Origin of the sequence: uncultured Sneathiella sp., assembly GCF_963976355.1 — a bacterium.
In the GTDB taxonomy this organism is placed as follows: domain Bacteria; phylum Pseudomonadota; class Alphaproteobacteria; order Sneathiellales; family Sneathiellaceae; genus Sneathiella.
Genome location: NZ_CAXBKA010000004.1, coordinates 200,458 through 226,924, shown reverse-complemented (window position 1 = coordinate 226,924; position 26,467 = coordinate 200,458). Strand labels below are relative to the sequence as shown.

Annotated in this window: 29 protein-coding genes and 2 tRNA genes; 12 read left to right on the top strand and 19 right to left on the bottom strand. The window is 50.5% G+C overall.

All coding sequences use genetic code 11. From position 1 onward, the window contains the following. Positions 1-103: 103 nt before the first annotated feature. From AAC599_RS11335 to AAC599_RS11320, 4 genes are all read left to right on the top strand, one after another. Positions 104-907, top strand: a complete 804-nt coding sequence (locus tag AAC599_RS11335; RefSeq protein ID WP_340150510.1) for an ABC transporter ATP-binding protein — start codon at positions 104-106, stop codon at positions 905-907. After that, positions 908-1,747, top strand: a complete 840-nt coding sequence (locus AAC599_RS11330) for an ABC transporter permease (RefSeq protein ID WP_340150509.1) — start codon at positions 908-910, stop codon at positions 1,745-1,747. 74 nt (positions 1,748-1,821) lie between these two features. Then, the gene (locus AAC599_RS11325; protein ID WP_340150508.1) at positions 1,822-2,868 is read left to right on the top strand and encodes an ABC transporter substrate-binding protein; all 1,047 of its coding nucleotides are present in this window, start codon (positions 1,822-1,824) and stop codon (positions 2,866-2,868) included. After that, entirely contained in the window at positions 2,865-3,671 is an 807-nt protein-coding gene (locus AAC599_RS11320; RefSeq protein ID WP_340150507.1) for an aspartate dehydrogenase, read from the top strand. The genes AAC599_RS11325 and AAC599_RS11320 overlap by 4 nt, the downstream gene beginning before the upstream one ends. A 933-nt stretch (positions 3,672-4,604) precedes the next feature. On the opposite strand, the gene AAC599_RS11315 is transcribed toward AAC599_RS11320, so the two are convergent. Continuing rightward, positions 4,605-5,399, bottom strand: coding sequence for a LuxR C-terminal-related transcriptional regulator (locus tag AAC599_RS11315; protein ID WP_340150506.1), 795 nt, complete (start codon positions 5,397-5,399; stop codon positions 4,605-4,607). A 212-nt stretch (positions 5,400-5,611) separates the two neighbouring features. Between AAC599_RS11315 and AAC599_RS11310 the strand changes: the two genes are divergently transcribed. The 3 genes from AAC599_RS11310 to AAC599_RS11300 are packed head-to-tail and all read left to right on the top strand — an operon-like array spanning position 5,612 to position 7,801. Then, positions 5,612-6,025, top strand: a complete 414-nt coding sequence (locus AAC599_RS11310; protein WP_340150505.1) for an ester cyclase — start codon at positions 5,612-5,614, stop codon at positions 6,023-6,025. A gap of 41 nt (positions 6,026-6,066) precedes the next feature. Then, positions 6,067-6,612 (top strand): amino acid synthesis family protein, encoded by a 546-nt coding sequence (locus AAC599_RS11305; protein ID WP_340150503.1) that lies wholly within the window; start codon positions 6,067-6,069, stop codon positions 6,610-6,612. 16 nt (positions 6,613-6,628) lie between these two features. Next, positions 6,629-7,801, top strand: a complete 1,173-nt coding sequence (locus AAC599_RS11300; protein WP_340150502.1) for an MFS transporter — start codon at positions 6,629-6,631, stop codon at positions 7,799-7,801. A gap of 141 nt (positions 7,802-7,942) precedes the next feature. On the opposite strand, the gene AAC599_RS11295 is transcribed toward AAC599_RS11300, so the two are convergent. The 15 genes from AAC599_RS11295 to AAC599_RS11225 all read right to left on the bottom strand — a co-directional run bounded on the left by AAC599_RS11295 (position 7,943) and on the right by AAC599_RS11225 (position 19,597). After that, positions 7,943-8,725 (bottom strand): transglutaminase family protein, encoded by a 783-nt coding sequence (locus AAC599_RS11295; RefSeq protein ID WP_340150501.1) that lies wholly within the window; start codon positions 8,723-8,725, stop codon positions 7,943-7,945. A gap of 236 nt (positions 8,726-8,961) precedes the next feature. Next, positions 8,962-9,037 (bottom strand) — tRNA-Phe (locus tag AAC599_RS11290). 154 nt (positions 9,038-9,191) lie between these two features. Next, entirely contained in the window at positions 9,192-9,368 is a 177-nt protein-coding gene (gene yacG, locus AAC599_RS11285) for a DNA gyrase inhibitor YacG (protein ID WP_340150500.1), read from the bottom strand. Between the two features lie 8 nt (positions 9,369-9,376). Then, positions 9,377-10,783 (bottom strand): ribonuclease E/G, encoded by a 1,407-nt coding sequence (locus AAC599_RS11280; protein WP_340150499.1) that lies wholly within the window; start codon positions 10,781-10,783, stop codon positions 9,377-9,379. After that, entirely contained in the window at positions 10,780-11,451 is a 672-nt protein-coding gene (locus AAC599_RS11275; protein WP_340150498.1) for a nucleoside triphosphate pyrophosphatase, read from the bottom strand. The genes AAC599_RS11280 and AAC599_RS11275 overlap by 4 nt, the downstream gene beginning before the upstream one ends. Before the next feature lie 10 nt (positions 11,452-11,461). Continuing rightward, a complete protein-coding gene (gene infA, locus AAC599_RS11270) occupies positions 11,462-11,680 on the bottom strand; it encodes a translation initiation factor IF-1 (RefSeq protein WP_161315948.1) in 219 nt (72 codons plus the stop codon). Between the two features lie 140 nt (positions 11,681-11,820). Then, the gene (locus AAC599_RS11265) at positions 11,821-12,282 is read right to left on the bottom strand and encodes a hypothetical protein (RefSeq protein ID WP_340150497.1); all 462 of its coding nucleotides are present in this window, start codon (positions 12,280-12,282) and stop codon (positions 11,821-11,823) included. 57 nt (positions 12,283-12,339) lie between these two features. Continuing rightward, positions 12,340-12,819, bottom strand: a complete 480-nt coding sequence (locus tag AAC599_RS11260) for a UPF0262 family protein (RefSeq protein WP_340150496.1) — start codon at positions 12,817-12,819, stop codon at positions 12,340-12,342. 27 nt (positions 12,820-12,846) lie between these two features. Beyond that, positions 12,847-14,139 carry a histidinol dehydrogenase gene (hisD, locus tag AAC599_RS11255; protein ID WP_340150495.1) on the bottom strand — a complete coding sequence of 431 codons (1,293 nt, stop codon included), beginning with the start codon at positions 14,137-14,139 and terminating at the stop codon, positions 12,847-12,849. After that, positions 14,129-14,791, bottom strand: coding sequence for an ATP phosphoribosyltransferase (gene hisG / locus AAC599_RS11250; protein WP_340150494.1), 663 nt, complete (start codon positions 14,789-14,791; stop codon positions 14,129-14,131). Before hisG ends, hisD begins: the two co-directional genes overlap by 11 nt. A 15-nt stretch (positions 14,792-14,806) precedes the next feature. Further along, positions 14,807-15,280, bottom strand: a complete 474-nt coding sequence (locus AAC599_RS11245; protein WP_340150493.1) for a DUF2948 family protein — start codon at positions 15,278-15,280, stop codon at positions 14,807-14,809. A 26-nt stretch (positions 15,281-15,306) separates the two neighbouring features. Beyond that, the gene (gene murA / locus AAC599_RS11240; RefSeq protein ID WP_340150492.1) at positions 15,307-16,599 is read right to left on the bottom strand and encodes a UDP-N-acetylglucosamine 1-carboxyvinyltransferase; all 1,293 of its coding nucleotides are present in this window, start codon (positions 16,597-16,599) and stop codon (positions 15,307-15,309) included. A gap of 181 nt (positions 16,600-16,780) precedes the next feature. Beyond that, positions 16,781-17,335, bottom strand: coding sequence for a dCTP deaminase (dcd, locus tag AAC599_RS11235; protein ID WP_340150491.1), 555 nt, complete (start codon positions 17,333-17,335; stop codon positions 16,781-16,783). Between the two features lie 82 nt (positions 17,336-17,417). Next, on the bottom strand, positions 17,418-17,591 hold the full coding sequence (locus AAC599_RS11230) for a hypothetical protein (protein ID WP_340150490.1): 174 nt from the start codon (positions 17,589-17,591) through the stop codon (positions 17,418-17,420). A 110-nt stretch (positions 17,592-17,701) separates the two neighbouring features. Continuing rightward, a complete protein-coding gene (locus AAC599_RS11225; protein WP_340150489.1) occupies positions 17,702-19,597 on the bottom strand; it encodes a PhoX family phosphatase in 1,896 nt (631 codons plus the stop codon). 227 nt (positions 19,598-19,824) lie between these two features. On the opposite strand from AAC599_RS11225, the gene AAC599_RS11220 reads away from it, so the two are divergent. The 5 genes from AAC599_RS11220 (at position 19,825) to AAC599_RS11200 (ending at position 22,854) form a co-directional block, all read left to right on the top strand. Beyond that, positions 19,825-19,899: transfer RNA gene (locus tag AAC599_RS11220), tRNA-Thr, on the top strand. Positions 19,900-20,083: 184 nt separating this feature from the next. Beyond that, entirely contained in the window at positions 20,084-21,259 is a 1,176-nt protein-coding gene (locus tag AAC599_RS11215) for an acyltransferase (RefSeq protein ID WP_340150488.1), read from the top strand. 149 nt (positions 21,260-21,408) lie between these two features. Further along, positions 21,409-21,960, top strand: a complete 552-nt coding sequence (locus AAC599_RS11210; protein WP_340150487.1) for a hypothetical protein — start codon at positions 21,409-21,411, stop codon at positions 21,958-21,960. Positions 21,961-21,975: 15 nt separating this feature from the next. Next, positions 21,976-22,167 carry a DUF1737 domain-containing protein gene (locus AAC599_RS11205; protein WP_340150486.1) on the top strand — a complete coding sequence of 64 codons (192 nt, stop codon included), beginning with the start codon at positions 21,976-21,978 and terminating at the stop codon, positions 22,165-22,167. Between the two features lie 24 nt (positions 22,168-22,191). Then, positions 22,192-22,854, top strand: a complete 663-nt coding sequence (locus AAC599_RS11200; RefSeq protein WP_340150485.1) for a glutathione S-transferase family protein — start codon at positions 22,192-22,194, stop codon at positions 22,852-22,854. A gap of 6 nt (positions 22,855-22,860) precedes the next feature. Here AAC599_RS11200 and AAC599_RS11195 read toward each other — a convergent pair whose 3' ends face one another. The 3 genes from AAC599_RS11195 to AAC599_RS11185 all read right to left on the bottom strand — a co-directional run bounded on the left by AAC599_RS11195 (position 22,861) and on the right by AAC599_RS11185 (position 26,449). Further along, the gene (locus AAC599_RS11195; protein ID WP_340150484.1) at positions 22,861-24,096 is read right to left on the bottom strand and encodes an adenylate/guanylate cyclase domain-containing protein; all 1,236 of its coding nucleotides are present in this window, start codon (positions 24,094-24,096) and stop codon (positions 22,861-22,863) included. A gap of 91 nt (positions 24,097-24,187) precedes the next feature. Then, complete coding sequence (locus AAC599_RS11190; RefSeq protein WP_340150483.1) at positions 24,188-24,826, bottom strand: YbhB/YbcL family Raf kinase inhibitor-like protein; 639 nt, start codon at positions 24,824-24,826, stop codon at positions 24,188-24,190. A 72-nt stretch (positions 24,827-24,898) separates the two neighbouring features. Continuing rightward, the gene (locus AAC599_RS11185; protein WP_340150482.1) at positions 24,899-26,449 is read right to left on the bottom strand and encodes a carboxyl transferase domain-containing protein; all 1,551 of its coding nucleotides are present in this window, start codon (positions 26,447-26,449) and stop codon (positions 24,899-24,901) included. Positions 26,450-26,467 lie beyond the last annotated feature (18 nt).

The following is a 26,467-nucleotide window of genomic DNA, read 5'->3' as shown; positions in this document are numbered from 1 at the left end:
TTAGCAACTGATCGTTCCATATTATGCTCTTGTTGGCAATGCAGTATATGTGATTGAATGATTTAAACATCAACAAGATGACTTTAAATTTGAGGCGAAATGCATGCAGTCTTCATCGGACTTTTTAATATTCGACAAGGTAACAAAGGTCTTTGAAAGTCCTGATGGCGGTGAAGTGATAGCACTTGATAATTTCTCACTGAATGTCGGTGATGGGGAATTTGTTACAGTAGTTGGTCCATCCGGATGTGGGAAATCTACATTGCTTAACCTTGTCGTCGGATTGGATAAGCCTTCATCCGGTCAAATTCTGATTAACGGCAAACCCGCATGGCAACAGCTTCGCAATATTGGCTATGTTACCCAGGAGGATAACCTTTATCCTTGGCGTACGCTGCGGGAAAACGTTGAATTTCCATTGGAAATTCGCGGAGTGGCAAAGGCAGAACGTATAAAGCGTAGTGAAGAGTTGCTCAACAAAGTTGGGCTCGCCGGATTCGAAAACCGCTACGCACATCAATTATCCGGCGGCATGCGCCAGCGTGGCAATATTGTGCGGGCCCTGTCATTCGATCCGGGGCTTATAATTATGGACGAACCTTTTGGCCCGCTTGATGCTCAAACACGGATCGTCCTACAGCAACAGCTTTTGGATCTGTGGCTGCAGGATAAAAAGACGGTCATTTTTATTACACATGATTTGCAGGAAGCCATTGCACTGGGAGACAGGGTCGTGGTTATGACGGCGCGTCCCGGCAAGATACGGTCTGTGTATGATATCAAGCTTACACGCCCCAGAGATTTGCATCATCTGCATGATGATCCTGAGTTTCGCACAGCGCTTTCTGATTTATGGGATGAACTAGCGGATGAAGTTTCAGCGGCCAACGCAATGGGGAGAAACTAAATGTCTGATGCCGAAAATTCCAAACAACGGCTTCAACCCGTCGCAAAAAATAAAAAGGCCATCAACACAACGCTGATCTGGCAGACAGCTATTCTGGTAGTTGTGCTGGGATCCTGGGAGTTTATGTCGGGACGACTTTTTGATTCCTTCTGGGTTTCCAAACCGAGTCTGATTGTTGCCTATATTTATAATTGGATAATTAACGGTGATTTCTTGCGGCATTTGAGCGCGACTATGACAGAGATAATAGTCGGCTATTCCCTTGGGGCGTTCTTTGGCCTTGCGCTGGGATTACCAATAGGGAGGATGGAAAAGACGGCGAAAATTCTTGATCCTTTCCTTCTCGCACTCAACGGAATCCCACGTGTCGCCTTAGCTCCTCTATTCGTGATCTGGTTTGGAATTGGGATTACTCCGAAAATCGTTCTTGTGTTTACGCTTGTATTTTTTGTTGTATTCTACAATTCCTATGCTGGTGTTCGTTCCGTCGAAAGACGTTATGTTGATCTGGCATGGGTGATGGGGGCCAGGTCTTTCAGCCTGTTTACCAAAGTTATCCTTCCAGCCGCTATGCCTTACATCATTCTAGGGCTGAAGCTCTCCATTCCTTACGCTGTCATCGGGGCAATCATTGGAGAGTTTATCGCGTCCAGTGAAGGCCTTGGCTATAAAATCCAACTGGAAACAAGTATTTACAACACCACAGGAACAATGGGCGGCATTATCGTGTTGATGATACTTGTTGTGCTGTTGAATTCTATTTTGGCATGGATCGAACGACGCGCACTTGCTTGGAGGCCGCCATCTCGCTCAGGGGATGCGGGCGGTCAGGGGCTTTGATCCGCCCCGGTCATACAGCCGAAAATATAAAATCAGTATTTGGACCCGAACCACAACTAAACCAGGAGTGTAAAATGACAAAGATACAAGGCATACCTCGTAGATCATTTTTGACAGGGAGCGCAGCAACGTTGGCCCTTGCAGGGACAATCGGGCTAAAACGTCCAGCTTTTGGAGCAAGCACGCTCCAGAAAATTACCGTCACGCAAGCTGTTACCTCGTTGGCCTTTATTCAGAACTATCTGGCATCTGAACTTGGCTTTTTTAAGGAAGAGGGGCTTGATGTCGACCTCGTGGTAACCCGTGGCGGAGGCCCAGATGTTCAGGCGGTAATTTCAGGGGACGCAGCCTTTACCGTCAATGACGGGGCGCAGGTGCTACCGGCTCTGGCACGCGGTCTTGAACTCAAATGTATCATGGCGACATTGGACAAGAATATCATCAATGTTTCAATGGTTAAGGAAACCGCTGATCGACTAAATCTGACAGCAGACAGCCCGATTGGCGAGAAACTGGCTGCCCTAAAGGGTCTTAAAATAGGGGTCACAAGGCCCGGGTCGCTAACCTGGCAGCTTGCGAGATTTAATTTGGCGAAGGCGGGATTGAACCCTGATACAGATGCGACGATTGTCGGTGTGGGGGGGGGGCCAGCTGTTGCTGCCGCACTCGAAAACAAGGATGTAGATGTTATCTACATTTCTGTTCCGCTTGGCGAGCGCGTTGTTCATTCAGGTAAGGCGATTACCCTTATTGATAATTCGAACGGACAGGACCCCAACCTCCCTTCGTTTATGATGGAGGGGCTTTGGACAACACCTGAGTATATGGCGTCTAATCCGGAAACCTGCACTGCGATGGTAAAGGCGCTTAGCAAGGCATCGAAGTTCGTTTTGGAAAATGATGCGAAAGCCATCAGTGAGCCACTCAAACCGGTATTTGGTGCGTTAGGGGATGAAGTCCTGGACATCGGTGCAGGTATGGTCAAGGCTGCCGTTTCTTCGTCTGGGAAGTTTTCTCAAGAAACGCTTGATGTGACACAAAATGTTCTACAATTGAACAAATCCATTGAACGAAGCATGACGCTCAATGAAGTATTTGATGGGCAGTTCTTAGCATCATGACAAACTCCCGGCGGATCGGCCTAATCGGATATGGTGCGATAGCAAAAGTTGTCATGGATGTCGTTCATCGGCATTCCCGCAATACAATGATTACTGCCGTTTTGGTCCGGCCGGGAAAAACCAACACAATTGAGTTGCCGTCAGGTTGCCAAGTTGTGCATAGGGTTGAAGATCTTATCGCATTGGCTCCTGATGGTATTTATGAATGTGCTGGACATCAGTCTGTGCGTCAGTATGGGCTTGAAATCCTTGCGGCAGGCATTGCCTTTTCAATTATATCCGTTGGTGTGCTCGCTGATGAAGAGCTTCGTAATACGCTGATGGAAAATGCCGCGAAGAGTGGTGCAAGAATATCCATAATCACGGGCGCCATAGCAGGCGTGGAAGCCTTGTCGGCGGCCCGATTCTCGGGCCTTAAAGTCGTAGAACATAAGGTTGTGAAACCTCCACAGGCTTGGAGAGGGACTCCAGGTGAAAAATTTTTAATGCAGGATAACCTGAGAGAGCCTGTCGTTCTGTATGAAGGATCGGCGGAAGAAGCGGTACGGCGTTATCCGAAAAATGCGAATGTCATTGCAACAATTGCGTTGGCTGGTCTTGGTTTCCAGGATACCAGGGCAATCATTGTTGCCGATCCTTCCACCTCATCTAACTTTCACTATCTCAAGGCCTCCGGCGATTTTGGAGAAATGTCAGTTGAAATTGCCGGCAACTCACTTCCTGATAATCCAAAGACTTCCATGTTGGCAGCTTATAGTGTTGCCAGATCCATTATTCTTCGGAGCGGTGAAATAATAATCTGAAGAAATTTTTATAGTGAAGGTGGAAAGAACTAATTTATCCTGTCTATGTCCACTATCCGCATTGTGGGTATGTTAATCCAAAATGCAATAATTGCGTTACGGGGGAGATATACCTTTGTTCCTTTGTTAAATGTCAAGTTGATGCATACATATGTCCAAAATGTGATCTGGGCGTGGTCGTTCGAAAGCAGGGTAAGTTTGCTAACATGTGTAACTCCTTCGAGCCATTTTGGGAATCAGTCTTATAATTACATTTGATGCTTCTAAATCAGATGTTGTGTGCTTAATACAGTTGCGTATTTTGACAATTCGTAACTTTATTAAAGTATTTCTCCCCAATTAATACTGCCGCATATGCCATAGTTTGAGTTTATATTTATCCTTACTCTAATCTCGCTTAAGCTTAGGACTATCCAACACAGCAAAGATGGGTGAGGTTATGTCTAAAAAACAAATGATGTTTCGATTTACAGGTGATCAGGTTTAGGTTCTTGATCAACTCCGAATGGTTTACAATCATTGATCAGGCCAAAACTGTCATCAACAAATGGCGCAGGCAGTATAATCACATCAGACCTCATCAGGCCCTCAATATGAGACCACCCATTCCCGAAACTCTATCAAATAATGGTACATAACAAGGGGGCTTTACAACATTTTGTATCACTCTGGAAAAGCCGGACTTTCCGTTAACAAGGATTTAGTCCACAAAATGTGATATAAAAAAGCGATTTGTCGACGTTATCGGCAAATCGCTTTTTTTACATTAGAATACAAAGAATTCAGCCACTTAATTTAGCATTCTAAATTATTAGTGTTTACATTTCGCGAATATCAAAAATGGTGCCCAGGGGCGGATTCGAACCACCGACACGCGGATAGCGCGTTAGCATGCCGAGTACCTTTATTGTGCTTGGAAGCACGAAGACCTTCTTACTTGTCTCTGCCATTTCCTATCTCACTGACAAGCCGCGCATTTTCGATGGCGATAACACTCTGATCGGCAAAAATCCTGGCTAATTGCAGGCTTTTGTCGTCGAAGGGACGCAGTTGTTGGCGATATATGGTAAAGGCACCGATCAAACCCTCTTTTGATACCATGGGAATGGCTGTAAACGATCGCGCTCCTCCCAAATTTGCGGTGGCGTCGCGCAAGGGATCTCCGTGACGATATATTTCCTCCATGCGAACATCGGCGATATTGATAATATCGGTGGCGGAGGCCATGCGTCCGAGGCCCGTGTTTGGATTGACATGAAACCAGCCCTGCTCGCTTAGCCAAGTCTGGAATGCCAGTGGGATTTCCTTGATATACGTCGCCTTGAAGCCTTTTTCGGGACTGAAAGCGAAAAGTATTCCGTATTGCGCATCGCATAACTCGAGAGCATAGCCAAGAACGGCAGAAATGACCTCCTGTACGTCGCCGCTTGCCCTGCTGATGATACTCAATACCTCGCTCAAAGCCCGTTCCCGGCTGATTGCTTCTTCAAGACTAAGGGCAAGCTCCGAGATCAATGTGGCTTGTTCCTCCGAGCTTTTGGATTTTGGTTGCTCACCTTCAAGTGCTTTAAGTAATTCAATTTTGGACGATACGCCGAGTTTCCGATAGATCGTCGCGAGATGCGTGCGAACTGTAGACGGCGCAATATGAAAATGGGCGGCAATTCGCTGGTAATTATCGCCTCGCGTATAGGCTGCTGCAATTTCCTTCTCTCGAGGGCTTAACAAGGCTTAATTCTCCGAAATGGGCTGCACGTCAAACGACAGCTTATCGCGTCGTCCAAGGAGCATAATGCATCTTGCATCATCGCCCTATACATCAAATGCAGTAGATAAAATAATGCATATGACCGATTTTCCACTTCTTCTTCTTTCGCTAAGCTCAGCTATGAAAAACGGAAGATATTGCTTTGTGATAAGCGCGGTGACAGGAGACAATAATGACTATTGGCGATACGGCTTGGAGGTTTTTTGAGGCATGCGAAACCGGTCGAGGTTGGGACGGTTGCAGGAATTTTTGTCACGAAGGAGCGACTTTCTCCTGCCAGTCCGAAGTGTTGGCGGATGTCAGCACGCTTGAGGGTTACGTGGAATGGATGAAGGGGCTGCTGGTTCCAATTCCTGATGGCCGCTATGAATTAAAGGCCTTCGTAAGTGATGAGGGGCGGGGTGTTGTGGTGGCTTCGGCGGTTTTTCACGGCACGCATAGCGGCGACGGAGGGCCGGTTCCCGCAACCGGCAAGGCCGTCGCTGCCGATTATGTATACGCCATGGAATTCGACGGCTTAAAGATTAGCCTTATGACGAAAATATGGAATGATGGATATTCCCTCAAAGCTCTCGGTTGGGCATAGAGTTACATCTATCTGATTTCAAATGTTGGAGGTGGCGCAGTATGCACAAGCGAAGAATAGTCATCATCCGGGACACTGTGTTCACAGATCCGTATGGCATATCCTGCACGCCTGTTACCCGGATTGCGGTGGCAGCCGTGACTAAGAATCCCCTTGCCAATGGATACAAGGAAGATCTCGCCGAATTATTTGATACTGGGGCGGCGCTCGGCGAGAGTCTTATGGGTGAGCTAGCGACCATGTTGCCGGGTCCCTCGGTCAGTTATGGCAAAGCGGCCCTCGTGGGTACTGGCGGAGACATGGAACATGGGGGTGCGCTGATACACCCGAAACTCGGAAAATACATGCGCGCGGCTTTGGGCGGAGGCAAGGCGCTGATCCCCTCAAATGTCAAGATCGGTGCCGTGGGCTCCAGAATTGATGTGCCGCTTGGGCATAAAGACGAGGCATGGTCCTTTGCGCATTTCGACACCATGACCGTTTCCGTGCCGGATGCCCCGCTCCCGGAAGAGATTGTGATGATAATGGCGATCGCCGATGGTGGGCGCATCAATCCGCGGGTCGGCGATGGCCCGACAACCAAATAAGGGTAAAGGACTTTCTATGGCTATTCGCTGGCGCATACTATTGCTGCTTTTTTTTGCGCGGGTTGGGCTTGGATTGCAATTTCAAACGCTGGGATCCGTCAGCAACAACCTTATCGATGCCTTTGGCCTAGATTATACCGAAATAGGTACCCTAATCGGGCTTTTCATGCTGCCCGGGCTTTTTCTCGCCATACCCGCCGGTTTGTCAGGACGGTATTTTTCAGATCGCGTTCTGGGCGCCGCCGGGATGATTTCGCTGGCAGTTGGCGGACTATTATCGGGGATCGCTCCAGACAGTTCGGTGGTCGGGTTAGGCCGATTGATTAGTGGAGTGGGCTTTTTGTTCTCGACGCTATATTTTACGAAAATGATTACGGATTGGTTTGCCGGTAAAGAAATCGCCACCGCGATGAGCGTTCTTGTGATGAGCTGGCCCTTTGGCATCGCCATCGGCCAGATCGGGCATGAATGGTTAGCTGAGACAGTGGACTGGCGCTGTGCGTTCCTGAGCGCTTCCGGATACTGCGCCGTGGGTGGTCTTGCTATTCTTAGCTTGTATCGTCCGCCCGAGGAAGCTGTAGTAACGAAGCGTGACCAGCCGCCGATCGGACTAAGCCTTGAAGAGCTTGGCTTAACCTTGATTGCCGCTGCGGCCTGGGGCCTATTCAATGCTGCATACGTAATTTATCTAAGCTTTTCACCTTTAGTGCTTGAGGAAGCCGGGGCTGGCGCTGTTGAAGCGGCTACAATAATCAGCGTTGGAAGCTGGGTCATGATTTTTTCCGGCGCTGCATGTGGTCAGCTCGCTGACCGCAGCGGCAGGCCGGGTATTGTCCTGACAATATGTATGATTGGAGCCATGGCGGCCTTAGCATTATTGGCAGGTAATGGCAATGGTCTCGTTTCCAGTCTTATGTTCGGCTTGATAGGCATGGCACCTGCCGGTGTAATCATGGCCCTCGCCGGGGAGGCCATGCGTCCTGACCGACGTGCGATTGGTATGGGAATTTTCTTCACCGGTTATTATGCGATAATGGCAGCGGGTCCGCCAATCGCAGGGTGGATCTATGACACTTCAGGCAATGTCTTCGATCCGATTATCTTAAGCATCGTGCTTTTTGGATCGGTAATTTTGGCAAACGGGTTGTTTCGGCTGGCAAAGTATAAGGTGAAGATGATGCAGGCATAGTGCATTTGGAAATATGGTGCCCAGGGGCGGTACAGAACCACCGACAGAATGATGACGCCTCGGTACGCTGGACGAGGCCACTAAATTGGAGTCGTAACATCCGCACCCAAGCATTTTCCCCCAACAAAGCCATTGCACGGGTTAATCTACCACAACTTTGGTCTGGACGGATTGGTGCAGTAGTTTAATCTGTCCAAAGCCGCTCAGAAAGGGAACTTCGGCGGCGTCAAGCCCTACGCCGATCCGTGCTATTTCATTAGCTTCTGCCATGCCTGATGTATCAACAAGATGCCAGGTTCCCGCCAAATAAACTTCCGCTACCGCATGAAAGTCAGGCGGCGCTACCCCCGGCGCATATACGCTGGCAAAACGCGCAGGAATATCAGAGGCGCGCGAAAGCGTGATCATTAGATGAGCAAAGTCACGGCAGACGCCCTGACGTTGCACAAAGGTATCGAAGGCAGTCGTTTGGCCGTTGCTAGAGCCCGAAACATATCGCACCTTTTCGGTAATCCAGTCCTGCATTATCGCAATGCGCGCACCGCCTTCAAATTCGCCAAATTCGGTGGCGGCAAAGGATTGAAACTCAATCGCGGGGCAGTATCGCGATGGCATTAAATACCTGATCGTGTCGCCTGGCAGGAGATGCGGTGGTACGGCTTTCAGATTGGCAAGTTTGAGGGCAGGGCGATCAACAGAGACGCGCGCTGTATAGTGACATTTAAACGCATCATTCATTCGGAGCAAAATGCGATCACCAAGGCCCTCCTGAGCCAAGACGCGGGCGAAGTGCTCGTATTTTCCCAGCTCAAGATTTGAGCTTAACAGCTGTTGATCGGGAAGATCGGCGATCTCTATCTGCATCAAAATATCGGTTGGCTCTTCCAAGCGATAATGTAATTGAACATCAATATCCAGCTGCATGATTGGTTCCTAAAAGAAATTCAGTACGAAAGTGTTTGGCAGTACAAACCAAGCGGTAGTCACAGAGTTAGCCCGCAAGTTGAGAAATGAATATCAACTGGATTATGCCGTATCATCGGATTAGGCTCGACTTTGATCCTTGCCCGACGCCTGTAAGGGGCATAAGGATATTGTGCCGTTTTTGAGCCTAAACCATTTAGCTTCACATGTCTTGCACTGTTCGCGATTTGAAAAAATGGTGCCCAGGGGCGGATTCGAACCACCGACACGCGGATTTTCAGTCCGCTGCTCTACCAACTGAGCTACCTGGGCTTGTCGCGAGACACGCTATGCCGCGTGGGCGAGGAAGCAGGTTTATAAAAGAAATATTCCGGGCTGTCCAGAGGTGTTGAGTTAAAAAAGCGCAAAAGCCGGCATCCCGGATTTTAGTCTGGCTTTTGCTGGCTAAGGGGCCATAACTGCTCCGTTAATTCGTGTCCTCGTCATTAGCCGGAATGGTTTCTTCCCCTGGAATGACATAGGCTTCATTGAACCATTTCCCGAGATCGACCTGTTTGCAGCGGGCGGAGCAAAAGGGGCGGAATTTGACCACCGGAGGGGCCCCGCATTGCGGACAGGGCTTGTTTGGAAGTTTCTTGTCCATTTTTATTCCTAAAGTATCTGATATTCGCTTTCAGAAAGGGCCGTGTCGATCAAAATGGAGATCGGCTTTGCCAATTCCTTCTCCAGCATAGCTTTTTGGCGTTCAAGTCTCAACGCCAGTCCCGTTCCGGATTTAATATGAAGCGACGCACCGGGAGAAAAGCGGATAACGTCCTGCAACTCGCGGTAAAGGCCGGCCATTAATGTGATATCATTGGGTACAAAGCCATACGCGTCGCATTGCAGGCAGCTTCTAGTCATGATGTCGCTCAATTGCGGGCGGGTGCGCTTTCTCGTTATCTGCATCAATCCGATTTCGGTCATGCCGATCATACGCGACGGGACGGAGTCCTGATCGAGCTGGTTTTGTAAAAAGCTGCTGAGTTCCCCGGCGTCGCCTTTGCCGTTCATTTGAATGAAATCGATGATGATTGTTCCGGCGTAGTTGCGCAGGCGGATTTGGCGACAGACTTCAGCTGCCGCCTCCAGATTTACGGAGAGGGCTGCCGATCGTCTTCCATCCCGCCTGGTATGAGAGGCAGAATTAACATCGATGACGATTGCCGCCTCTGTCGGCTCCAATGTAATATTCCCACCAGACTTGAGCGGCACCCGTTTTTGCAACGCCTGCTCAATCGCTGCGTTCGCGCCCATCGTCTCGAAGAGTGGCTCCTGCCGATTCCAAAGCTCTATATCAGCTTCAAGCCCTGACAATTTATGGATCAGGTAAGATTTCGTTGCGTTCAGCGCTGCGGCGTTGTTGACGATCACTTTGCTATCGCCTGTAAATAAGGTTTGCAGGATACGGGTGAGGGGGGATTCCGGTTTTCCGATAGGGCGCGGCTTTTCCGATGCGCTTTTTTCCGCAGAGATTTCTTCCCACTCTGAAATCAGGGATTTGATCTCCGACAAGAGAAGCTGGTCGGCAGTTTTGTTTGCGTTCGTCCTTACAGTAATTCCTGCATTTTCGGCGAACTCGCCCAACAGCTTTGTGATCCTGTTCCTATTGTTCGCGTTTTTTATATTCTTGGAGAGTGTTAATCCTTTACCCGACGGCCTGTAGATGAGGTTCGGTCCATGGAGCGCAAATCGGGCGCCAAGTTGTGGTCCTTTATCCCCTTTGGCGTCCTTGATCACCTGCAGAAGAAGTCTTTCCCCTTCTGTTATGGCGCTGTTGAGATTTGCTGATTTTGTTTGCAGATCACTTAACTGTAGGAAGCCATCGGTCTTCTCCCCAATATCGACAAAGGCGATATTCAAATCCGGGAGAATCTTTGACACGCGGCCGTTGTAAAACCTACCGATGCGGGAAATGTTCCCCGGGCGCTCTATCTGCAATTCCACGACGGTATCGTCATTCAGAAGGGCACTACGGGTTTCAAACGGACCTTCTTCGATCAGGAGGGTCTTTTTCATCCGGCCGTTTCCGTCCAGAATGGAAAGCCGTTACCGCGCAACAGATTGCTGACTTCAAAGAGCGGCAGGCCGACGACATTGCTGTATGAGCCCTGTATTTGACGGACGAACGCGGCGGCATAGCCTTGAATGGCATACCCGCCCGCCTTTCCTTGCCATTCACCCTGCCTTAGATAGCCACGAATTTCTGATTGGTCGAGGGGCTTGAAGACAACGGCTGTGCTGACCACGCGAGAAATAATGTCTGCGTTTGGGGTTACGAGGGCAATGCCGGTATGAACCTGATGCCGGCGGCCGGAGAGCAGTTCGAGAAACGCATATGCTTCATCCTCCGTGCCCGCCTTTCCAAGGGCCCGACGGCCCACTGCGACGACGGTATCTGCCGACAGAAGGAAAGAACCGGAATGCCGTGCCATCACGGCGCATGCCTTTTCCACCGCCAGGCGCTTTGCAAGATCGCGGGGGCGTTCATTCGATTTGGCGGCTTCGTCTATGTCCGCAGGGTCCACCTTTTCAGGGATTAGTCCAATCTGCTTCAGGAGAGCCAGACGCCGCGGTGACGCAGAGGCAAGGATTAGAGTAGGGAGGTGACGAGATAGCCGGTCGTTGTCAGCACTATGTTCCACCCTGTCGGCAACAGGTGTCCGAGGGCTTTTTTGGTCACCCATAAGAAATTACCTACTTGTAGCGGAAGGTAATACGGCCTTTTGTCAGGTCATAGGGTGTCATTTCGACGGTCACTTTGTCGCCCGCCAATACACGAATGCGATGCTTGCGCATTTTGCCGGCAGTATGCGCCAGCACTTCATGATCATTCTCAAGAACAACACGGAACATTGCATTCGGCAGCAATTCCGTCACCGTTCCTTCAAACTCCAATAGTTCTTCTTTCGCCATAAAATCCTATTCCAATCGTTTCCGATGCTGCAAAATAAGGGGCAAGAATACTAAAAAGCAAGCTTTTCCTTTAATCCGTTCAAAAGAAAACATAAAAAACAGCAGTATTGGTGAATTTACTGTATGTCTAAGCGCCGCTTTTACACACGTGGTGCCGGGGCTATCCTGAACCTGGCCTTGATTTTTTCATAGAGATCATCCCGAACATGGCGGAAAGCATTCAATCGCATTTCCCGGTTACCCTCGGTCAGAGACGGGTCAATTGTATTCCAGAGTTCGGTTTCGCACGCCGTTGTCCGTGTCAGTTCTTCCGCCTTGTTGTGAGCTTCACGTGAGAGCGAGATAATCATGTCGAAGGAGCTGTCTTCCAGATCTTCAAAATTCTTTGCCACATGGTTGGACGCATCAAGTCCGATTTCCTCCAGTACTTCGATTGCGAAGCCGTCAACTGTCTTCGCGCGCACACCGACGCTATCCACATACACCGCATGACCATAGAGGCTTTTCATAATATTCTCGGCCATTACGGAGCGGATACTGTTATGCGTGCAGGCAAAAAGCACACTGCCCGGGAGTTCATCGCTGTAGGGCAAATCGCTCATGCGGGGAACCGGTCCGTATAACCAATACGGTTGTGGCTGAATGGGCTTTTCGTCATTCTAACCCCGAATGTGAAGGATGCACATCAGGGTAAACAGGCGACGTGCCGTGTCGAAATCAGTCTCCGCCTTGTCCTTGAGGCGCTCCTTCAGGAGTTCGGACCCCTCATTGTGAAGGCCGCGACGCCCCATATCAATGGCTTCGATTTTGGAAGGGGAGGCCGTTTTAATCGCATCAAAGTAGCTTTCGCAAACGTGGAAATAGTCCTTGATGATACGGCGGAAGGAAATGACCGGCAGCGGAATTCGAACCAAGCCTGTGGTATCGTCCTCCGTCCGCACATCGAAGACAAGCCGGTTGTCTTCAATACTGAGGTGCAAGGAATAGGGGCCGTCGTCTTCAAAACCGTTCACAATAAAGCTGTTCTGATCGAGTATATCGAAAATAGCGACCTTGCGTTCATGCTCAATATCCGCATTGCGCCGGACAACTGTCTTTTCATCGAGAGCTATCTTCGCGATATACTGATTGTCGGGCATGTGGCTATTCCTCCTTCCCCGTTTGCATCAGTTCAGCCTGATAGAAACGGACAGAGCGTGGGCATCAAGTCCTTCCGACTCTGCAAGCGATATCGCCGCGGGACCGATCTGACGGAGGCTGTTCCGGTCGAGCTTCATCAAAGAAGTCCGCTTGACGAAATCAAGGGTCGACAGACCAGAGGAGAAGCGTGCAGTTCGCCCCGTCGGGAGCACATGATTGGGGCCGGCGACATAATCACCAATTGCTTCGGGACTATAGCGCCCCATAAAAATCGCGCCTGCATGACGGATTTTATTGGCAAGGCTGTCCGGATCGTCAACACACAGCTCGAGATGTTCAGGGGCAATGCGATCGACCAATGCGGGCGCTTCGAAAAGATCCCGCACCAGAATGATGGCGCCATAGTCTTGCCAGCTTGCACGGGCAATTTCCGCACGGTCAAGAGCTTTGAGATGATTTTCAACGGCAGCTTCGACATTTTCGGCGAAGTTCGCGTCATCCGTAATCAGGATGCTCTGGGCGACGGGGTCATGCTCGGCCTGACTCAGCAAATCAGCGGCAATCCATGCGGCATCGTTCTTGTTATCTGCGACAACCAGTATCTCTGAGGGACCCGCGATCATGTCAATTCCCACTGTCCCGAACACCTGTTTCTTGGCACTTGCGACATAGGCGTTGCCGGGACCGACGATCTTGTCGACGGGAGCGATTGTTTCTGTTCCGAAGGCGAGCGCCCCGATGGCTTGCGCGCCACCGATCCGGTAAATTTCGTCAACACCGCAAAGATCAGCTGCAGCCAGAACCATGGGGTTGATCACGCCATCGGGCGTAGGGACAACCATAACAATGCGAGAGGCGCCAGCGACCTTCGCCGGAATTGCGTTCATCAATACGGAAGACGGATACGTCGCCCTTCCCCCCGGCACATAAAGCCCGACATTTTCAATCGCTGTCCATCGGTAGCCAAGTTTTACGCCATCCGTATCCTCATAAAAATGGTCTTTTGGTAGCTGTTGCCTGTGATATGCCTCGATCCGCTTGGCGGCAATATTCAGCGCCGCCAGGGTTACCTCGTCACATTCAGCAATAGCGTTCTCAATTTCGGCCCTTGTGATCCGAAGAGCGGCGGCATCTGTTATCTCCAGCCGATCAAACTTGCGGGTATAATCCAGCAAGGCGGCGTCACCCCGATCGCGCACTTCGTTCAGGATTTCCGCGGCAACGGCATCGACATTCCTGTCATCATCACGTTTTTGATTTAGCAGGTCGGTGAAGTCCGGTTCGAAGCCGGGATCCGCAATATTCAGCTTAAGCGGCATTTACCACCTCCCGGAACTTCTCGATCCAGCCGTTTAATTCCACTGACCGGGTTTTGAGAGCAGCCCGGTTGATGATCAGCCGCGACGTAATATCGAGAATTTTCTCTACTTCCACCAGACCATTCGCTTCCAGTGTGGCCCCGGTCGAGACAAGATCGACAATCCGGCGGCACAGGCCGAGACCGGGCGCGAGTTCCATCGCACCGGAAAGCTTGATGCATTCCGCCTGAATGCCCGCCGATGCGAAGAACTTGTGAGTGAGGTTGGGATATTTTGTCGCAATGCGGATATGGCTCCAACGGCTGGGATCGCGATCATCCTCCAGATCACGTGGCTGTGCAACAGCGATATGGCAATGGCCGATATCCAAATCCACGGGCGCATATATTTCCGGATAGTCGAATTCAAGCAATACGTCGTTTCCGGCAACACCGAGCTGCGCCGCGCCAAAGGCAACGAATGTCGCCACATCGAAGGAGCGGACTCGGATGATAGAAATATTGGGATGGTTCGTGCGAAATTGTAAAAGACGGCTTGAGGGATCGTCAAAGGCTGGCTCGGGTTCAATTCCGACGGCGCGGATCAACGGCATGACTTCTTTTAAAATCCGGCCCTTTGGCAGGGCAATAACCAGCTCTTCATTAGATGGCACGCGACCGCTCCATTTTCATTCTTTATCCTGATCGGAAGGGGAATTAGTCTCTTCATGTTGGGGTTTGTGCTCGGTTTGCCAAGCCTCTCCCGTATCGGTCAGGGTTAGATTAATACATTCCGCTTTTAAAAGCAGCACTCCGCCACCTGCAAAGTTAAGCTGGATTTCAGCATCAGAACTGGTTGTGACATTTGCCGACATGCTGAGCAACTCGAGAGCTTCGGTTGGTGTATTTTGGGAGATGCCGTTTGACTTAACAGCCATTACATCTCCGAAATGAAGTCCGGACCGAATTCGATACCAGCTATCGGCAGGGTTGGCATCGTCATTTGTGGCTTCCCACATAAAGCGCGACCCCATTATCGTGAAGGCGCGTGACGATTTGTGAAAACTCATTTCCCCGGGGCTGGTGATCATGCCTTCAAGCGCTGCCGAGAGGATCTCGGCATCCTCGACTTCAGCGGCATAAAGTTTCAGGCCCTTGGGCATTTTTCAGTCCTGCTCTCATTCAATGTTCAACTCGTGTGGATACGCTCGATATCCGCGCCGCAAGCGGCCAGCTTTTCTTCCAGACGCTCATATCCGCGATCCAGATGGTATACACGATTGATAACGGTTTCTCCCTCTGCTGCCAAGCCTGCTAGCACAAGTGAGACGGATGCCCGCAGGTCCGTGGCCATAACCGGCGCGCCGACCAGATGATCAACGCCGCGAACCAGCGCCGAATGGCCATGTACGGTAATATTGGCGCCAAGACGGGCTAATTCCGGTACATGCATGAAGCGGTTTTCAAAAATTGTTTCGGTGATCATGCCTGCGCCTTTGGCAATCGTCATGAGGGCCATGAATTGCGCCTGCATGTCCGTCGGATAGCCAGGATAGGGGAGAGTCATGATATCTACGCCGCGAATATCATCCTTTTCCCTCGAAATAATAAATCCATTTTCGGTTTCAGTAACGCTGGCACCGGCCTCTACAAGTGCTTCCAGTACAGAGCTGACCAGTTCGGCACTGGTATTTGATAGCTCAATTTTGCCACCTGTAATCACAGCTGCAATAGCATATGTGCCGGTCTCGATCCGGTCCGGCATAACGCGATAGTTTGTCCCATGAAGGTTTTCGACGCCGTGAACAATCAGCCTATCGGTGCCGTCTCCCTCAATCTGCGCCCCCATCTGCCGCAGTAAGTGGACGAGATCGGTTATCTCCGGCTCTTTTGCTGCATTTTCCAGTATCGTCGTCCCCTTGGCCAGGCTGGCTGCCATCAGCAGATTTTCTGTTGCCCCGACGGAGACTGTCTCGAAACGGATTTCCGCGCCCTTGAGACCATGTGGCGCCACTGCTTCCATATAGCCGCCCGCAATCGTAATTTTCGCCCCCATTTGCTCAAGACCGCTGATATGAAGGTTCATCGGTCGTGTTCCGATTGCGCATCCGCCCGGCAAAGACACACGTGCTTTGCCAACACGCGCGAGGAGGGGGCCCATGACAAGGGCACCAGCACGCATTTTGCGGACAATGTCGTACGGGGCTTCGGTATTGGTGATGTTGGCAGCCCGAATTGACAGCGACCGACCATCGCTCCCCCCGCCGTTTGCCGTCTCGCCATTCATTGCCGCTGTTGCGCCATGCTGGCATAGCAAAGTGATCAGGGTTGAAATATCGGCCACATGTGGCAGATTGGAAAGGGTCAATGTGTCTTCAGTCAGCAGGCTGGCTACCATGAGCGGAAGGGCTGCATTCTTTGCGCCGCTGATCTCGATTTTCCCCTGAAGCGGCTTTCCGCCTCTTATCCTAATGCTATCCATATAAATTTACTCTGCTTAATCCAGTTGGCTAATTGCGGGCGGAAATACCAGTCTTATCAACCGGTCGCGACACCCCAAGTGAATGAACGGCTTTTATCCCATTTTTCGCAAGAAGGGAAAGTATTTGGCGCTTTTGAAAACTTCATTTTCAAAGAATAATCAATGTTTCAGTGTTATAATTTCAAAGTCTGGGAAGGGTAACGCCTTCCTGTCCCATATATTTTCCTGCGCGGTCCTTGTAGGATGTCTCACAGGGCTCGTTACCCTTGAGAAAGAGGAACTGGCATGCGCCTTCATTAGCGTAGATTTTCGCCGGAAGCGGAGTCGTATTTGAAAATTCGAGAGTGACGTGTCCCTCCCATTCCGGCTCCAAAGGCGTGACATTAACAATGATGCCGCAACGAGCATAGGTTGATTTGCCGAGACATATTACAAGAACATCCCGGGGGATACGAAAATATTCGACAGTGCGAGCTAGAACAAATGAATTGGGCGGAATGACACAGACATCTGTTTTGCGATCGACGAAACTTGAGCTTGAGAAGGCTTTCGGATCGACAGTCGCCGAATCAATATTGGTGAATATCTTGAATTCGTCAGAAACCCGAGCATCATAGCCATAAGAGGACAGGCCATAAGAGATAATGCCTTCGCGCTTCTGGCTCTCTACAAAGGGCTCAATCATGCCTGTTTCCCAGGCCGATTGCCTAATCCATTTATCGGACAGAATGGACATGCGTTATTTCTCCGCTCAACTACTAAATCGGACGGGCATACTACAGTTTGCGAGTAAGCTGGCCAAGGTTAAAACGGATTGACTAGTCGGTTAATTTGTCGCGGTTTTTGATGGCGTCGGGAGCAATTCCACCGCGACTGCGCTGCAATTCCTTGCGTTTGCGCAAATTGGCGCGGAGCTCTGCCGCCAGACGCTCAGCTTTTTCTGCCTTCAGCCTTTCTTTGTCTGTGCTTTTTTTATTGCCGTGATCCGCCATTGCCTTCGGCTCCCAGTGAATGTCACTGCTTCCTTAGACTGCTTCGGTGGCAATTGCAACGATCCCCGATATCGGCCTGCTTGAAGGGTCTATCTGAAAGGAGATCCAGATTAACTGAGTGCTGTTCCGTCTTCACGTGAGACAGCAATAATGGCCGAACGTGGAACTGTCTGTCCTCCTTGCGGAAAATGGCTGTTCCCTTTTTCACCCGGATGCTGGATGCCCACGAAAACGGTGCTTCGATCCGGACTCCAGGTGAGGCCTGTAATTTCGCATTCCTTGGGACCCACCATAAACCTCTTGATCTCGCCGGTTACGGGGTCACCGATCAGCATCTGATTGTTCCCCATGCCCGCAAAATTGTCTTTGTCGGAATAATTACCATCCGTCTGAATCCACAGGAATCCGCTATCATCGAAAGCAAGCCCGTCCGGAGAATTGAACATATTGCCCGTGTTAATATTCTCAGATCCAGCGTAGGCATCGTTATGAGCTCTGGGATTACCCGCGACCACAAACAGATCCCAGGAGAATTCATCGGATGTGTGGTCCTGATTGACGGGTCGCCAACGGACTATTTGTCCATAGTGATTTTCTGCCCGGGGATTAGGTCCGCCAACGGGAGTAGGATCTCCGCCTGCATTCGGCTTTTTACCGCGGTTCTTGTTGTTGGTGAGCGCCAGATAGGCTTCTGCCCGGTCTGGATTCACGGCAACCCATTCAGGCCGGTCCATGGTTGTGGCCCCGACACTGGAAGCCGCCTGCCGGGTGAGAATGGAAATTTCAGCCTGGGACGCCATGCTGGTTGTTTCCGGCGTCAGGGCAATCCATTTGCCGCTACCATCATCGTTGAATTTCGCAACATACAGCGTGCCGTTCTCAAGAAGATTGCGGTTGTTCTCGCCCTCATAGTATTTTTCTGCACTGATGAACCGATAGAGAAATTCGCCGCGTTCATCATCGCCGAGATAAACTACCACATGACCGTTCTCTGCAACGACGAGTTCGGCATTCTCATGCTTGAAGCGGCCCAGGGCCGTGCGTTTTTTTGGCGTGGAGTCAGGATCAAGCGGATCGATTTCTACTACATAGCCGAAGCGGTTCGGCTCATTGGGGTTTTTGCTGATATCAAACCGGCCATCGACGCTGGCCCAGGCGTACCCCCAGTCCTTATTGCCCACGCCATAGCGGTTTAACTCAGGTGAAGGTTGGTAGGCGTCATCACTGCTGGAGAAGTATCCGTTGAAATTTTCTTCACAGGTGAGATAGGTGCCCCAGGGGGTCTGGCCGTTGCCGCAATTATTCCAGGTGCCGAGTGCAAGGACTCCTGAAGGATCCGCGGTGGTTCTCATCATTGCATGACCGCGTGCCGGCCCCGTTATTTCCATCGGGGAGTTTGCGGTAATACGGCGATTGTAGGGGCTGTCTTTGACGATACCCCATTTACCGTCTTGTTCAGTTATTTCTGCAACGGTTATACCGTGCCCTGCCATGCCCTTGCGGACGTCATCATCGGTTTCGGGCTTTTTGCTCTCCCGGTTGCCATAGATAATGCCCTGATTCACATATTCATTATTGGAAACAAGGATCAAGGAACCGTCGTCCTCGAAGAGAGACATACCATCATTGTTGTCGCCAACAGCAAGCGCTTGGCTCTCAGCCGTTCCGCGTGTTTCCGGATCGAACGGAATGCTGCTCGACCATAGGGGATCTCCCCACATGCTGACAACGTGCCATTGATACCCGGTTGGTACGGTAATGGTATCGCGGCTGTTTGCTTCAACTTCTTTGAAATCTCTTGTCAGAAAGCTACATCCGGCAAGCCCTGAAAGGGATGTTGTTCCCATAATAAATGCGGCGGCGCCGAACTTTGCACTGTTACCGAGAAAGTTTCTGCGGGACATTAGCGTGGTTGAAATCGCCTGAAAGTCGGTAGTTTTTGAGCGTGGGTAATGTTCTTCGTCAAATTTGTCGAAGGAGAGTTCCTCATCTCGTCGCGCAGACATATTCAACTCCTGGCAGGTTTCTGGTTGTTGTATAAGTGCCGATCAGGCAAATATATGTCATAGAATTGTAAGTATGCCAGATTGCAGTTTTGTGTCAGGCAAGGCAGAAATTCTGATTTTATTACAGTCCTAAAAAACAAGAGAGAACAGCAATTTCTAAAGTCCGGCTGAAACTCTTTGACATGACATGAAATCCCTATATATTCCGCCGCGTCCGGACCTAACTTGCCGCCGTAGCTCAGGGGTAGAGCACTCCCTTGGTAAGGGAGAGGCCGGTGGTTCAAATCCACCCGGCGGCACCAGGCACAATAAGTCCGACCTTCAATCTCCTCCATTTGTATAATTTTGCTGACTTAATGCTCTGTTAATTCTGCAGGTGTTACTTTTTAGCCATAAAATATGTAGGGGCACGGTTGCTACCTGCAGGCAGGTTTCTCATGGTGGAGTAAACTGAAGACATACTTTAGGTAATTTTAAAGGTTTTTTATGGCAACCAAAGAAAAATTTCTCTTTTTGGAGCCTCTGAGAGGTATTTTTGCGCTCGCAATCGTTATTGCTCACGGGAATTACATTGGAAAATCGTCATTTTTGCTGAATGACAATATAATGTTGCAAAATGGCCCCATGCTGATTGACATGTTCTTCCAATTAAGCGGTTTCGTTATTGCCTACAGCTATGTTGAGCGTGTCAATAACCTGTCTTCTGCCGTAGTCTTCCAGTTTAATAGATTCCTGCGGATGTATCCCCTACATTTTGTCACATTCTTATTATTCGCTTTGGGATTTCCCTTAATCGAGTATTTATTTGAAGTATTTTGGGGCGGTGTACGCGGAATCCGTCCCTTTTCAGATTTCGATGCTCTCGATTTTTTCAACAATGTATTTTTATTACAAGGGATATTTACAGATAATATAAGTTACAATTATCCCAGTTGGTCAGTTTCCGTAGAATTCTACACTTATGCAATCTTCGCGCTTGTTTTGACTTTATTTGCTTCAGATATTTCGAGAATATTTGCCAGTGTATTACTTGTCATCATCGCGGGATACGCTTTGTATTTGACAGACAGTAGATATCCGGAGACAGGGATGGCTCTGTTTCGATGCATGTATTCATTTTTCATCGGAGTGTTAGTATACTATATCTATAGTAATTTTACTATTCGGGTGGCGCCCATATTCGTTTACCTCAGCATTATTTTGATGCTGGTTTGCTGGTATTTTGGGAATTACATATCAAGCTTGGTTACGCCGTTTACCTGCACGTTTATTTTCCTGTCCCTTTTGTGGACTGAAATGTCCGGGCTAAAAAAGTTTCTGAACAATTCGAAACTGGTGATCCTTGGCACCATAAGCTATGGGATATATATGATTCATGCGGCTGTCTGGTATGTAATGGGTCGAATATTGATGAAATTTTTTGATTACCAATTAGTACAGGAACCGCGTACCGGAGACTGGATTGTCGCAGTTGAGCCAACCTTAGCGACAATCCTTTTGGTGCTTGGAACCGGCCTGACAGTAGTCCTCGCATATTTAAGCTTTAAATATCTGGAAATGCCGTTTAACAGGCATGCGATCAAAATGCCTTCGGTTGCCAAGAAAACCAGAGCGCTGGAAGAATATCCGCTGGTCTATAAAAAGTCAGACAGCAATACGTAAGGGTTGGTTTCCTCCATTGTGGATTATCTTGCTGTAGCATCTACCGGATGATCCTGTTAAAGAATATGTCTATTCGGGCAAGCATCGCCAATAAGTATTGAGGCAGCTTCCCCGCACGGCACTATTCTTTAAACAGGGCAGCAAACGGGTTGCGTAAAACACTCATCATTCTTCTGATACTCTGCGGTCTGGGCCTTATTGGCTGGGTTGGATATGATTATTCGGCAAGCGGAGAGGAGGTTGCCCGTTTTGAACTGGCGGGCGAGGCGGGAAGTACAGGTCTTGTGCGGCTTGACCCGTCCATGAACCCGATGCGGGCTATCCTTTCGGTGAGTTATGACATAGAGCTGTTGGCCGGAAGTGCAGCGGCGTTCGACTATTCCATTTTATTGACGGGGCCGGGCGGGGCGGCACTCTTCGAAGCAGAAGGCCAGCAACGAGATAAACGGGAAGACAACGCTCCAGAGTATGCATCAAAAACATCCGAGCAGGTCATAAAGACATTTGATGTGTCGGCGCCCGGGCAGTATTTGATTGACTGGCAAATTTCTCCAAAAGACGCGAAGATAAAGAGCCAGACCATATTCCTTCGACGTAATGTAGAGCCTTTGAGAGTTCCGTTCCTGATTGCGGGTGCGGTTAGTTTTGGGCTGGGGTTTTTATTGTTGGTCTGGCGGCGAAAGAAGCCGACCTTTAGTTAGTTTAGGGGAACAAAAATGGCAGATGAGAAGCCCGGCTATCGACTTTTGACGGGAGAAGACACTCATGATTTCTGTGTACGGGTGAGTGACGCCTTGGCGGATGGATATGTCCTTTATGGCTCTCCTGCAGCAACCTTTGATCCAAACACCAATCGTGTTCTGGTCGCTCAGGCGGTCGTCCGTCCTGAATTCGCGAAGTCGGATTAGAGACCTTATTGGGTGAATCACAAAATGGCAGATGTAAAATTAGTTATCGGAAATAGAAGATACTCATCCTGGAGTTTGCGCGGATGGCTCGCCATGAAACTCTCCGGAATGACGTTCGAAGAAGTTGTCGTGCCGCTTTACCGGACGGACTCCCATACGGCTCTAAAGGCAGCGAATCCTGATGCTCCACCGAAAGTTCCCTCTTTAAAGGTTGGCGAGAATGCCATCTGGGATACGTTGGCCATATGTGAATATCTGGCAGAACAATGTCCGTCCGCCAACTTATGGCCGGAAGAGGTTTTTGCCCGGGCGAGAGCGCGGTCGATTGTCGCCGAAATGCATTCCAGTTTTATGGCGCTTCGGGAGCATGTGCCGATGGATTTATCCAAGAGGCAACCATATATGGTCTTGCCGGAAGAGGTGGAAGCCGATATAGCACGTATCTGCGAAATATGGCGAGAATGCCGCTCGCTTTATTCGGAGCAGGGGCCCTATCTTTTTGGGAAAATATCCCTCGCCGATGTATTTTTTGCACCCGTTTTGGTACGTTTCCATAGCCGATCCGTTCCTCTGGATGAAACCTGTCAGGCGTATTTCGATATTCTTTGGGCGCTGCCTGAGTTCGTCGAATGGCGTCAGGCAGCGGAAAAGGAGGAATGGGTTATAGCGAGCTACGATCCGAACTAGAATGGTTCAGGCCGGTGTCAAAACCTTGATTGGATCCTTTAGGCCAGGAACGGATTGCGGATCGAAACTCCGCCATGGGCGGTCCAGATGTTCGGCAATGGCAGATGTCACCAAGAGATTGGCGTCGAGGGTTTTGGTCAGATCCTGAATCCGGCTGGCCATGTTGACAGCCGGGCCGATGACGGAGAAATCGAGCCGTTCACGTGCGCCGATATTCCCGAACATGACATCGCCATGGTGAATACCGATACCGAATTTGAGGTTCGCCGCCTCCGATGGGAGAGCCGCAAGGGCATTTGCGCCCTTCTGAGCCGCTGTCAGAGCTCTGTTCGCGGCGTCAGCGATCGTCGCCTCGTTTGGGGTAGGAAAGATAGCCAGAAATCCGTCCCCCATGAATTTCAGCACTTCGCCGCCCTCGGCCATAACGGCTTCCGACATCGATTCAAAAAACTGATTGAGCAGTGCTAAATAGTCGGCCATTGCCATCTGGTCCGCGAGGCTGCTGGATCCACGAAGGTCACATATCCAGATGACGGCCTGGATAATATCGCCGTCTCCCCGCTGTGTTTTTCCCTCCATCACCTGATTGGCGGCAAGCGGCCCTAAATAGGCGCTTAGGACGTCCTGAAGAGTTTGTTCTCGCTTGAAGACACGCGCGGCGATGTCAAAGAGAGAAAGCAGATGTTTTAACGCCGCTATATCTCTTTCTTCAAATCCGCCTTCCTTGTCTGTGAGCCAGGAGGACATCACGCCGTCATGGCTTTTGATTGCGGCCTCCCGTGAACCGAATGGCGTTAGAAAGGCAATATAATCTGTCCCGCCAATCTGCTCAAAATCAGAAAAGATCGGAAATTTCTTTACATTCCCAGCTTGCGTCATGTCGCATCTGTATTCCAGAATGACATTCTCAAGCATGTAATACAGAGGGCTTTGCACCCAGTTTGGATCGTCTATGGGCGACCTTGGGCGGGAGTTGCTGGTCAATTCTTCGCCTTCGCGGTTCCAGGTATGATCGGTATGATCAATAAAGGGGTGCATCTGCCGCATCGTGACATGGGACCGTATGAGCGGGAAGAGGGTCTGGTCGATCCTGCGGCTGAACTCCGTGAATATTTTGGTCAGGGAGACGTTGCCAAGAGTCTTCCTAATCAGCCACTTCTCAATGGCATCGACCGCGTCTTCAAAATCTGCATTCTCGCTGGGCATTTTGGCGATCGACGGGCTCATCACGGCAGAAATCATCCATTCCCTGTTTTTCTTTAAGTGGGCGATGCCCGGAGAAATACAAGAGAATGCGTCCTAAAATTTGGCTGACGGATGTTGCCGGTAATTGCTATGCTGGTACGTCCGGGTTCATGCTGTAGGTGCCGACATAGGATCCGCTCGCCAGAATATGTCCCTCCATCGCAGCCAGCGCTTCCGGGCCGCCGAATGATCCGGTGAGGCCCAGCGTTTCCACATCAAGAGCATAGACTGTAAAATGATAGTGATGGACAATACTATCATTCCAAGGCGGGCAGGGGCCATCATATCCCCCATATTCTCCCGCCATATCCGGGTCGTCCGCGAACCAGTCCGTATAATTGTTGAGGCCGGTCCGCCCGTATGCCCGTTTCGCCGGGGCTTTGCCTTTTGCAGTTATCCCGTCTGTGACCTCCCCTTCGGCAAGACTGGAGTATTCGAGTGGGATATCCACCTGTACCCAATGGTAAAAGTCGACGCGCGGCAGACTTGCCGGAACCGTTTTGCCCTCCTGGTTCACGTCCTCACCGGAAGAGGGGACGTCCGGGTCATGACAGATAATTGCAAAGGATTTGGTGCCCTCCGGCGCATCCGACCAGCTTATTGCGGGGTTCCGATTATCGCTAAGGGCGACATGTCCTTCTGCCGCAGGTACGCCAAACGCAAACTTTCCGGGGATCGGATCGCCATTTTCCCATCCATCGATTTTCACTTTCAACGCAGCCGTCATTTTATGTCATCCCTTTTTTCATTATGTCGAGCAGCTGGGATTTTAACAAAGCTGCGCTGTGACGTAAATGTCTTAGGGGCGGAAAGAGAATGAGACGGGGCCCCTCAACTGATCGAGTTGCGGTTGTATCCAGCTTACCCATTGACAGAGGGCCGGGCGGGTTTCCCGCGGATCAATGATGTCGTGGACACTGAAGCTTTCTGCCCGGGGAAAAGGAGATTGCTGGGCTGCGAGCTTTTCTTCGAGTTCCGCCCGGAGTTTTTCAGGATCGTCCGCCTCTTCGATCTGGCGGCGATAGGCGACGGCGACACCTCCTTCAACGGGAAGCGGTCCCATCTCGGCGCTTGGCCAGGCAAGAACATATCCATTTTCGCTGAAATGCGCTGCAGCGGCCACTCCGAAGGCCTTTTTAATGATGATTGTTGCCCATGGCACGACTGACATAACCGCGGCGGCAACGGCAGAAGCGCCATATTTGATGGTTCCGTCTTTCTCTGAGTCGGGGCCGATCATAAAGCCGGGTTCATCCGTAAAATTGACAATCGGGATATGAAAAGTATCGCAAAGTTCAATGAACCGCCGAACTTTCTGTGCCGCATCTGCGCCCATCGCGCCTGCATAATAGTATGAGTCATTGGCAATCACGCCGACGGATTGTCCATTGAGACGGGCAAATCCGGTCACAAGTCCGGGTCCGTAATGTTTTCCCATCTCAAAAAAGCTGCCCCGGTCAACCACCAGTGCGATCAGATTTCGTATCTTGAAAGGGAGCCTGCGGTTTTTCGGAACTATACTCAGCAACTCCTCTTCCATTCGATCAACAGGATCATCGGTGGTCTGGACGGACGCCAGTTCCCAGACATTGCCGGGAAGATAGCTCAGAAAGCGCCGGATCTGCACAAAAGCATCTTCTTCGTCCTTCGCAATGTTCGCGGCAACGGCGTTTCGGCTATGGATCCCAGCGCCCCCCAGTTCTTCCTTCGTCATTTTGATGTTGAGGGCTCTTTCAACGAGCGCGGGGCCGGCGATTAGCAGCTGTGCCGTCTTTCGCGTCATGACCGAGAAATGGGAGGCGGCAAAACGTGCCGCCGGGAATCCGGCGACGGGGCCGAGAGCGGCAGAAGCGACCGGGACCTCGCCCAGCAGCTTTGAGATCGAGAGAAATCTGGGTTTCTCATAGGCGGGGCTTCCGACAGTGTCTGAGCCTTTTCCCTTTGCAACGCTCCCGCCGCCACCTTCCAGCATTCGGATGAGCGGAACGCGATATTGTGAGGCGAGTTCCTCCGCAAAAACACTCTTACGCAGACCGGCTGCATTGGGAGAACCGCCTTTAAGAGTGAAATCCTCGCCGCCGACAGCGACGCGTCTTCCGTTGATCAAACCCAGGCCAGTAATATAGTTCGCAGGGGTAAAAGCCGTTATATTGCCGGCATCATCACGTTCGGCCGAGCCGGCAATGCGGCCCTGTTCCTGAAAGCTGTGTTGGTCAAGGAGAGCGTCGATGCGTTCTCGGACGGTCAGGCGGCCTTTCGCATGGTGGAATTTTATGGCTTCATCGCCGCCTTGTGCTTTTGCGGCAAGGCGCATTTTCCTTATTTCTTCGGCTTCTTTTTCCCAGCTCATTCAATCCGTTCCCTGGCA

Coding starts and splice junctions, on each gene's coding strand:
- AAC599_RS11295 (WP_340150501.1), bottom strand. CDS start 8,725: ATGCAGCTGGATATTGATGTTCAATTACATTATCGCTTGGAAGAGCCA.
- murA (WP_340150492.1), bottom strand. CDS start 16,599: ATGGATAGCATTAGGATAAGAGGCGGAAAGCCGCTTCAGGGGAAAATC.
- AAC599_RS11215 (WP_340150488.1), top strand. CDS start 20,084: ATGGCAACCAAAGAAAAATTTCTCTTTTTGGAGCCTCTGAGAGGTATT.
- AAC599_RS11245 (WP_340150493.1), bottom strand. CDS start 15,280: ATGCCCAAGGGCCTGAAACTTTATGCCGCTGAAGTCGAGGATGCCGAG.
- AAC599_RS11190 (WP_340150483.1), bottom strand. CDS start 24,826: ATGACGGCTGCGTTGAAAGTGAAAATCGATGGATGGGAAAATGGCGAT.
- AAC599_RS11265 (WP_340150497.1), bottom strand. CDS start 12,282: ATGAGCGATTTGCCCTACAGCGATGAACTCCCGGGCAGTGTGCTTTTT.
- AAC599_RS11325 (WP_340150508.1), top strand. CDS start 1,822: ATGACAAAGATACAAGGCATACCTCGTAGATCATTTTTGACAGGGAGC.
- AAC599_RS11310 (WP_340150505.1), top strand. CDS start 5,612: ATGACTATTGGCGATACGGCTTGGAGGTTTTTTGAGGCATGCGAAACC.
- infA (WP_161315948.1), bottom strand. CDS start 11,680: ATGGCGAAAGAAGAACTATTGGAGTTTGAAGGAACGGTGACGGAATTG.
- AAC599_RS11195 (WP_340150484.1), bottom strand. CDS start 24,096: ATGATTTCTGCCGTGATGAGCCCGTCGATCGCCAAAATGCCCAGCGAG.
- AAC599_RS11225 (WP_340150489.1), bottom strand. CDS start 19,597: ATGTCTGCGCGACGAGATGAGGAACTCTCCTTCGACAAATTTGACGAA.
- AAC599_RS11280 (WP_340150499.1), bottom strand. CDS start 10,783: ATGAAAAAGACCCTCCTGATCGAAGAAGGTCCGTTTGAAACCCGTAGT.
- AAC599_RS11330 (WP_340150509.1), top strand. CDS start 908: ATGTCTGATGCCGAAAATTCCAAACAACGGCTTCAACCCGTCGCAAAA.
- AAC599_RS11185 (WP_340150482.1), bottom strand. CDS start 26,449: ATGAGCTGGGAAAAAGAAGCCGAAGAAATAAGGAAAATGCGCCTTGCC.
- AAC599_RS11320 (WP_340150507.1), top strand. CDS start 2,865: ATGACAAACTCCCGGCGGATCGGCCTAATCGGATATGGTGCGATAGCA.
- AAC599_RS11260 (WP_340150496.1), bottom strand. CDS start 12,819: ATGCCCGACAATCAGTATATCGCGAAGATAGCTCTCGATGAAAAGACA.
- AAC599_RS11300 (WP_340150502.1), top strand. CDS start 6,629: ATGGCTATTCGCTGGCGCATACTATTGCTGCTTTTTTTTGCGCGGGTT.
- AAC599_RS11205 (WP_340150486.1), top strand. CDS start 21,976: ATGGCAGATGAGAAGCCCGGCTATCGACTTTTGACGGGAGAAGACACT.
- AAC599_RS11275 (WP_340150498.1), bottom strand. CDS start 11,451: ATGGGTGACCAAAAAAGCCCTCGGACACCTGTTGCCGACAGGGTGGAA.
- hisD (WP_340150495.1), bottom strand. CDS start 14,139: ATGCCGCTTAAGCTGAATATTGCGGATCCCGGCTTCGAACCGGACTTC.
- yacG (WP_340150500.1), bottom strand. CDS start 9,368: ATGGACAAGAAACTTCCAAACAAGCCCTGTCCGCAATGCGGGGCCCCT.
- AAC599_RS11230 (WP_340150490.1), bottom strand. CDS start 17,591: ATGGCGGATCACGGCAATAAAAAAAGCACAGACAAAGAAAGGCTGAAG.
- dcd (WP_340150491.1), bottom strand. CDS start 17,335: ATGTCCATTCTGTCCGATAAATGGATTAGGCAATCGGCCTGGGAAACA.
- AAC599_RS11200 (WP_340150485.1), top strand. CDS start 22,192: ATGGCAGATGTAAAATTAGTTATCGGAAATAGAAGATACTCATCCTGG.
- AAC599_RS11335 (WP_340150510.1), top strand. CDS start 104: ATGCAGTCTTCATCGGACTTTTTAATATTCGACAAGGTAACAAAGGTC.
- AAC599_RS11305 (WP_340150503.1), top strand. CDS start 6,067: ATGCACAAGCGAAGAATAGTCATCATCCGGGACACTGTGTTCACAGAT.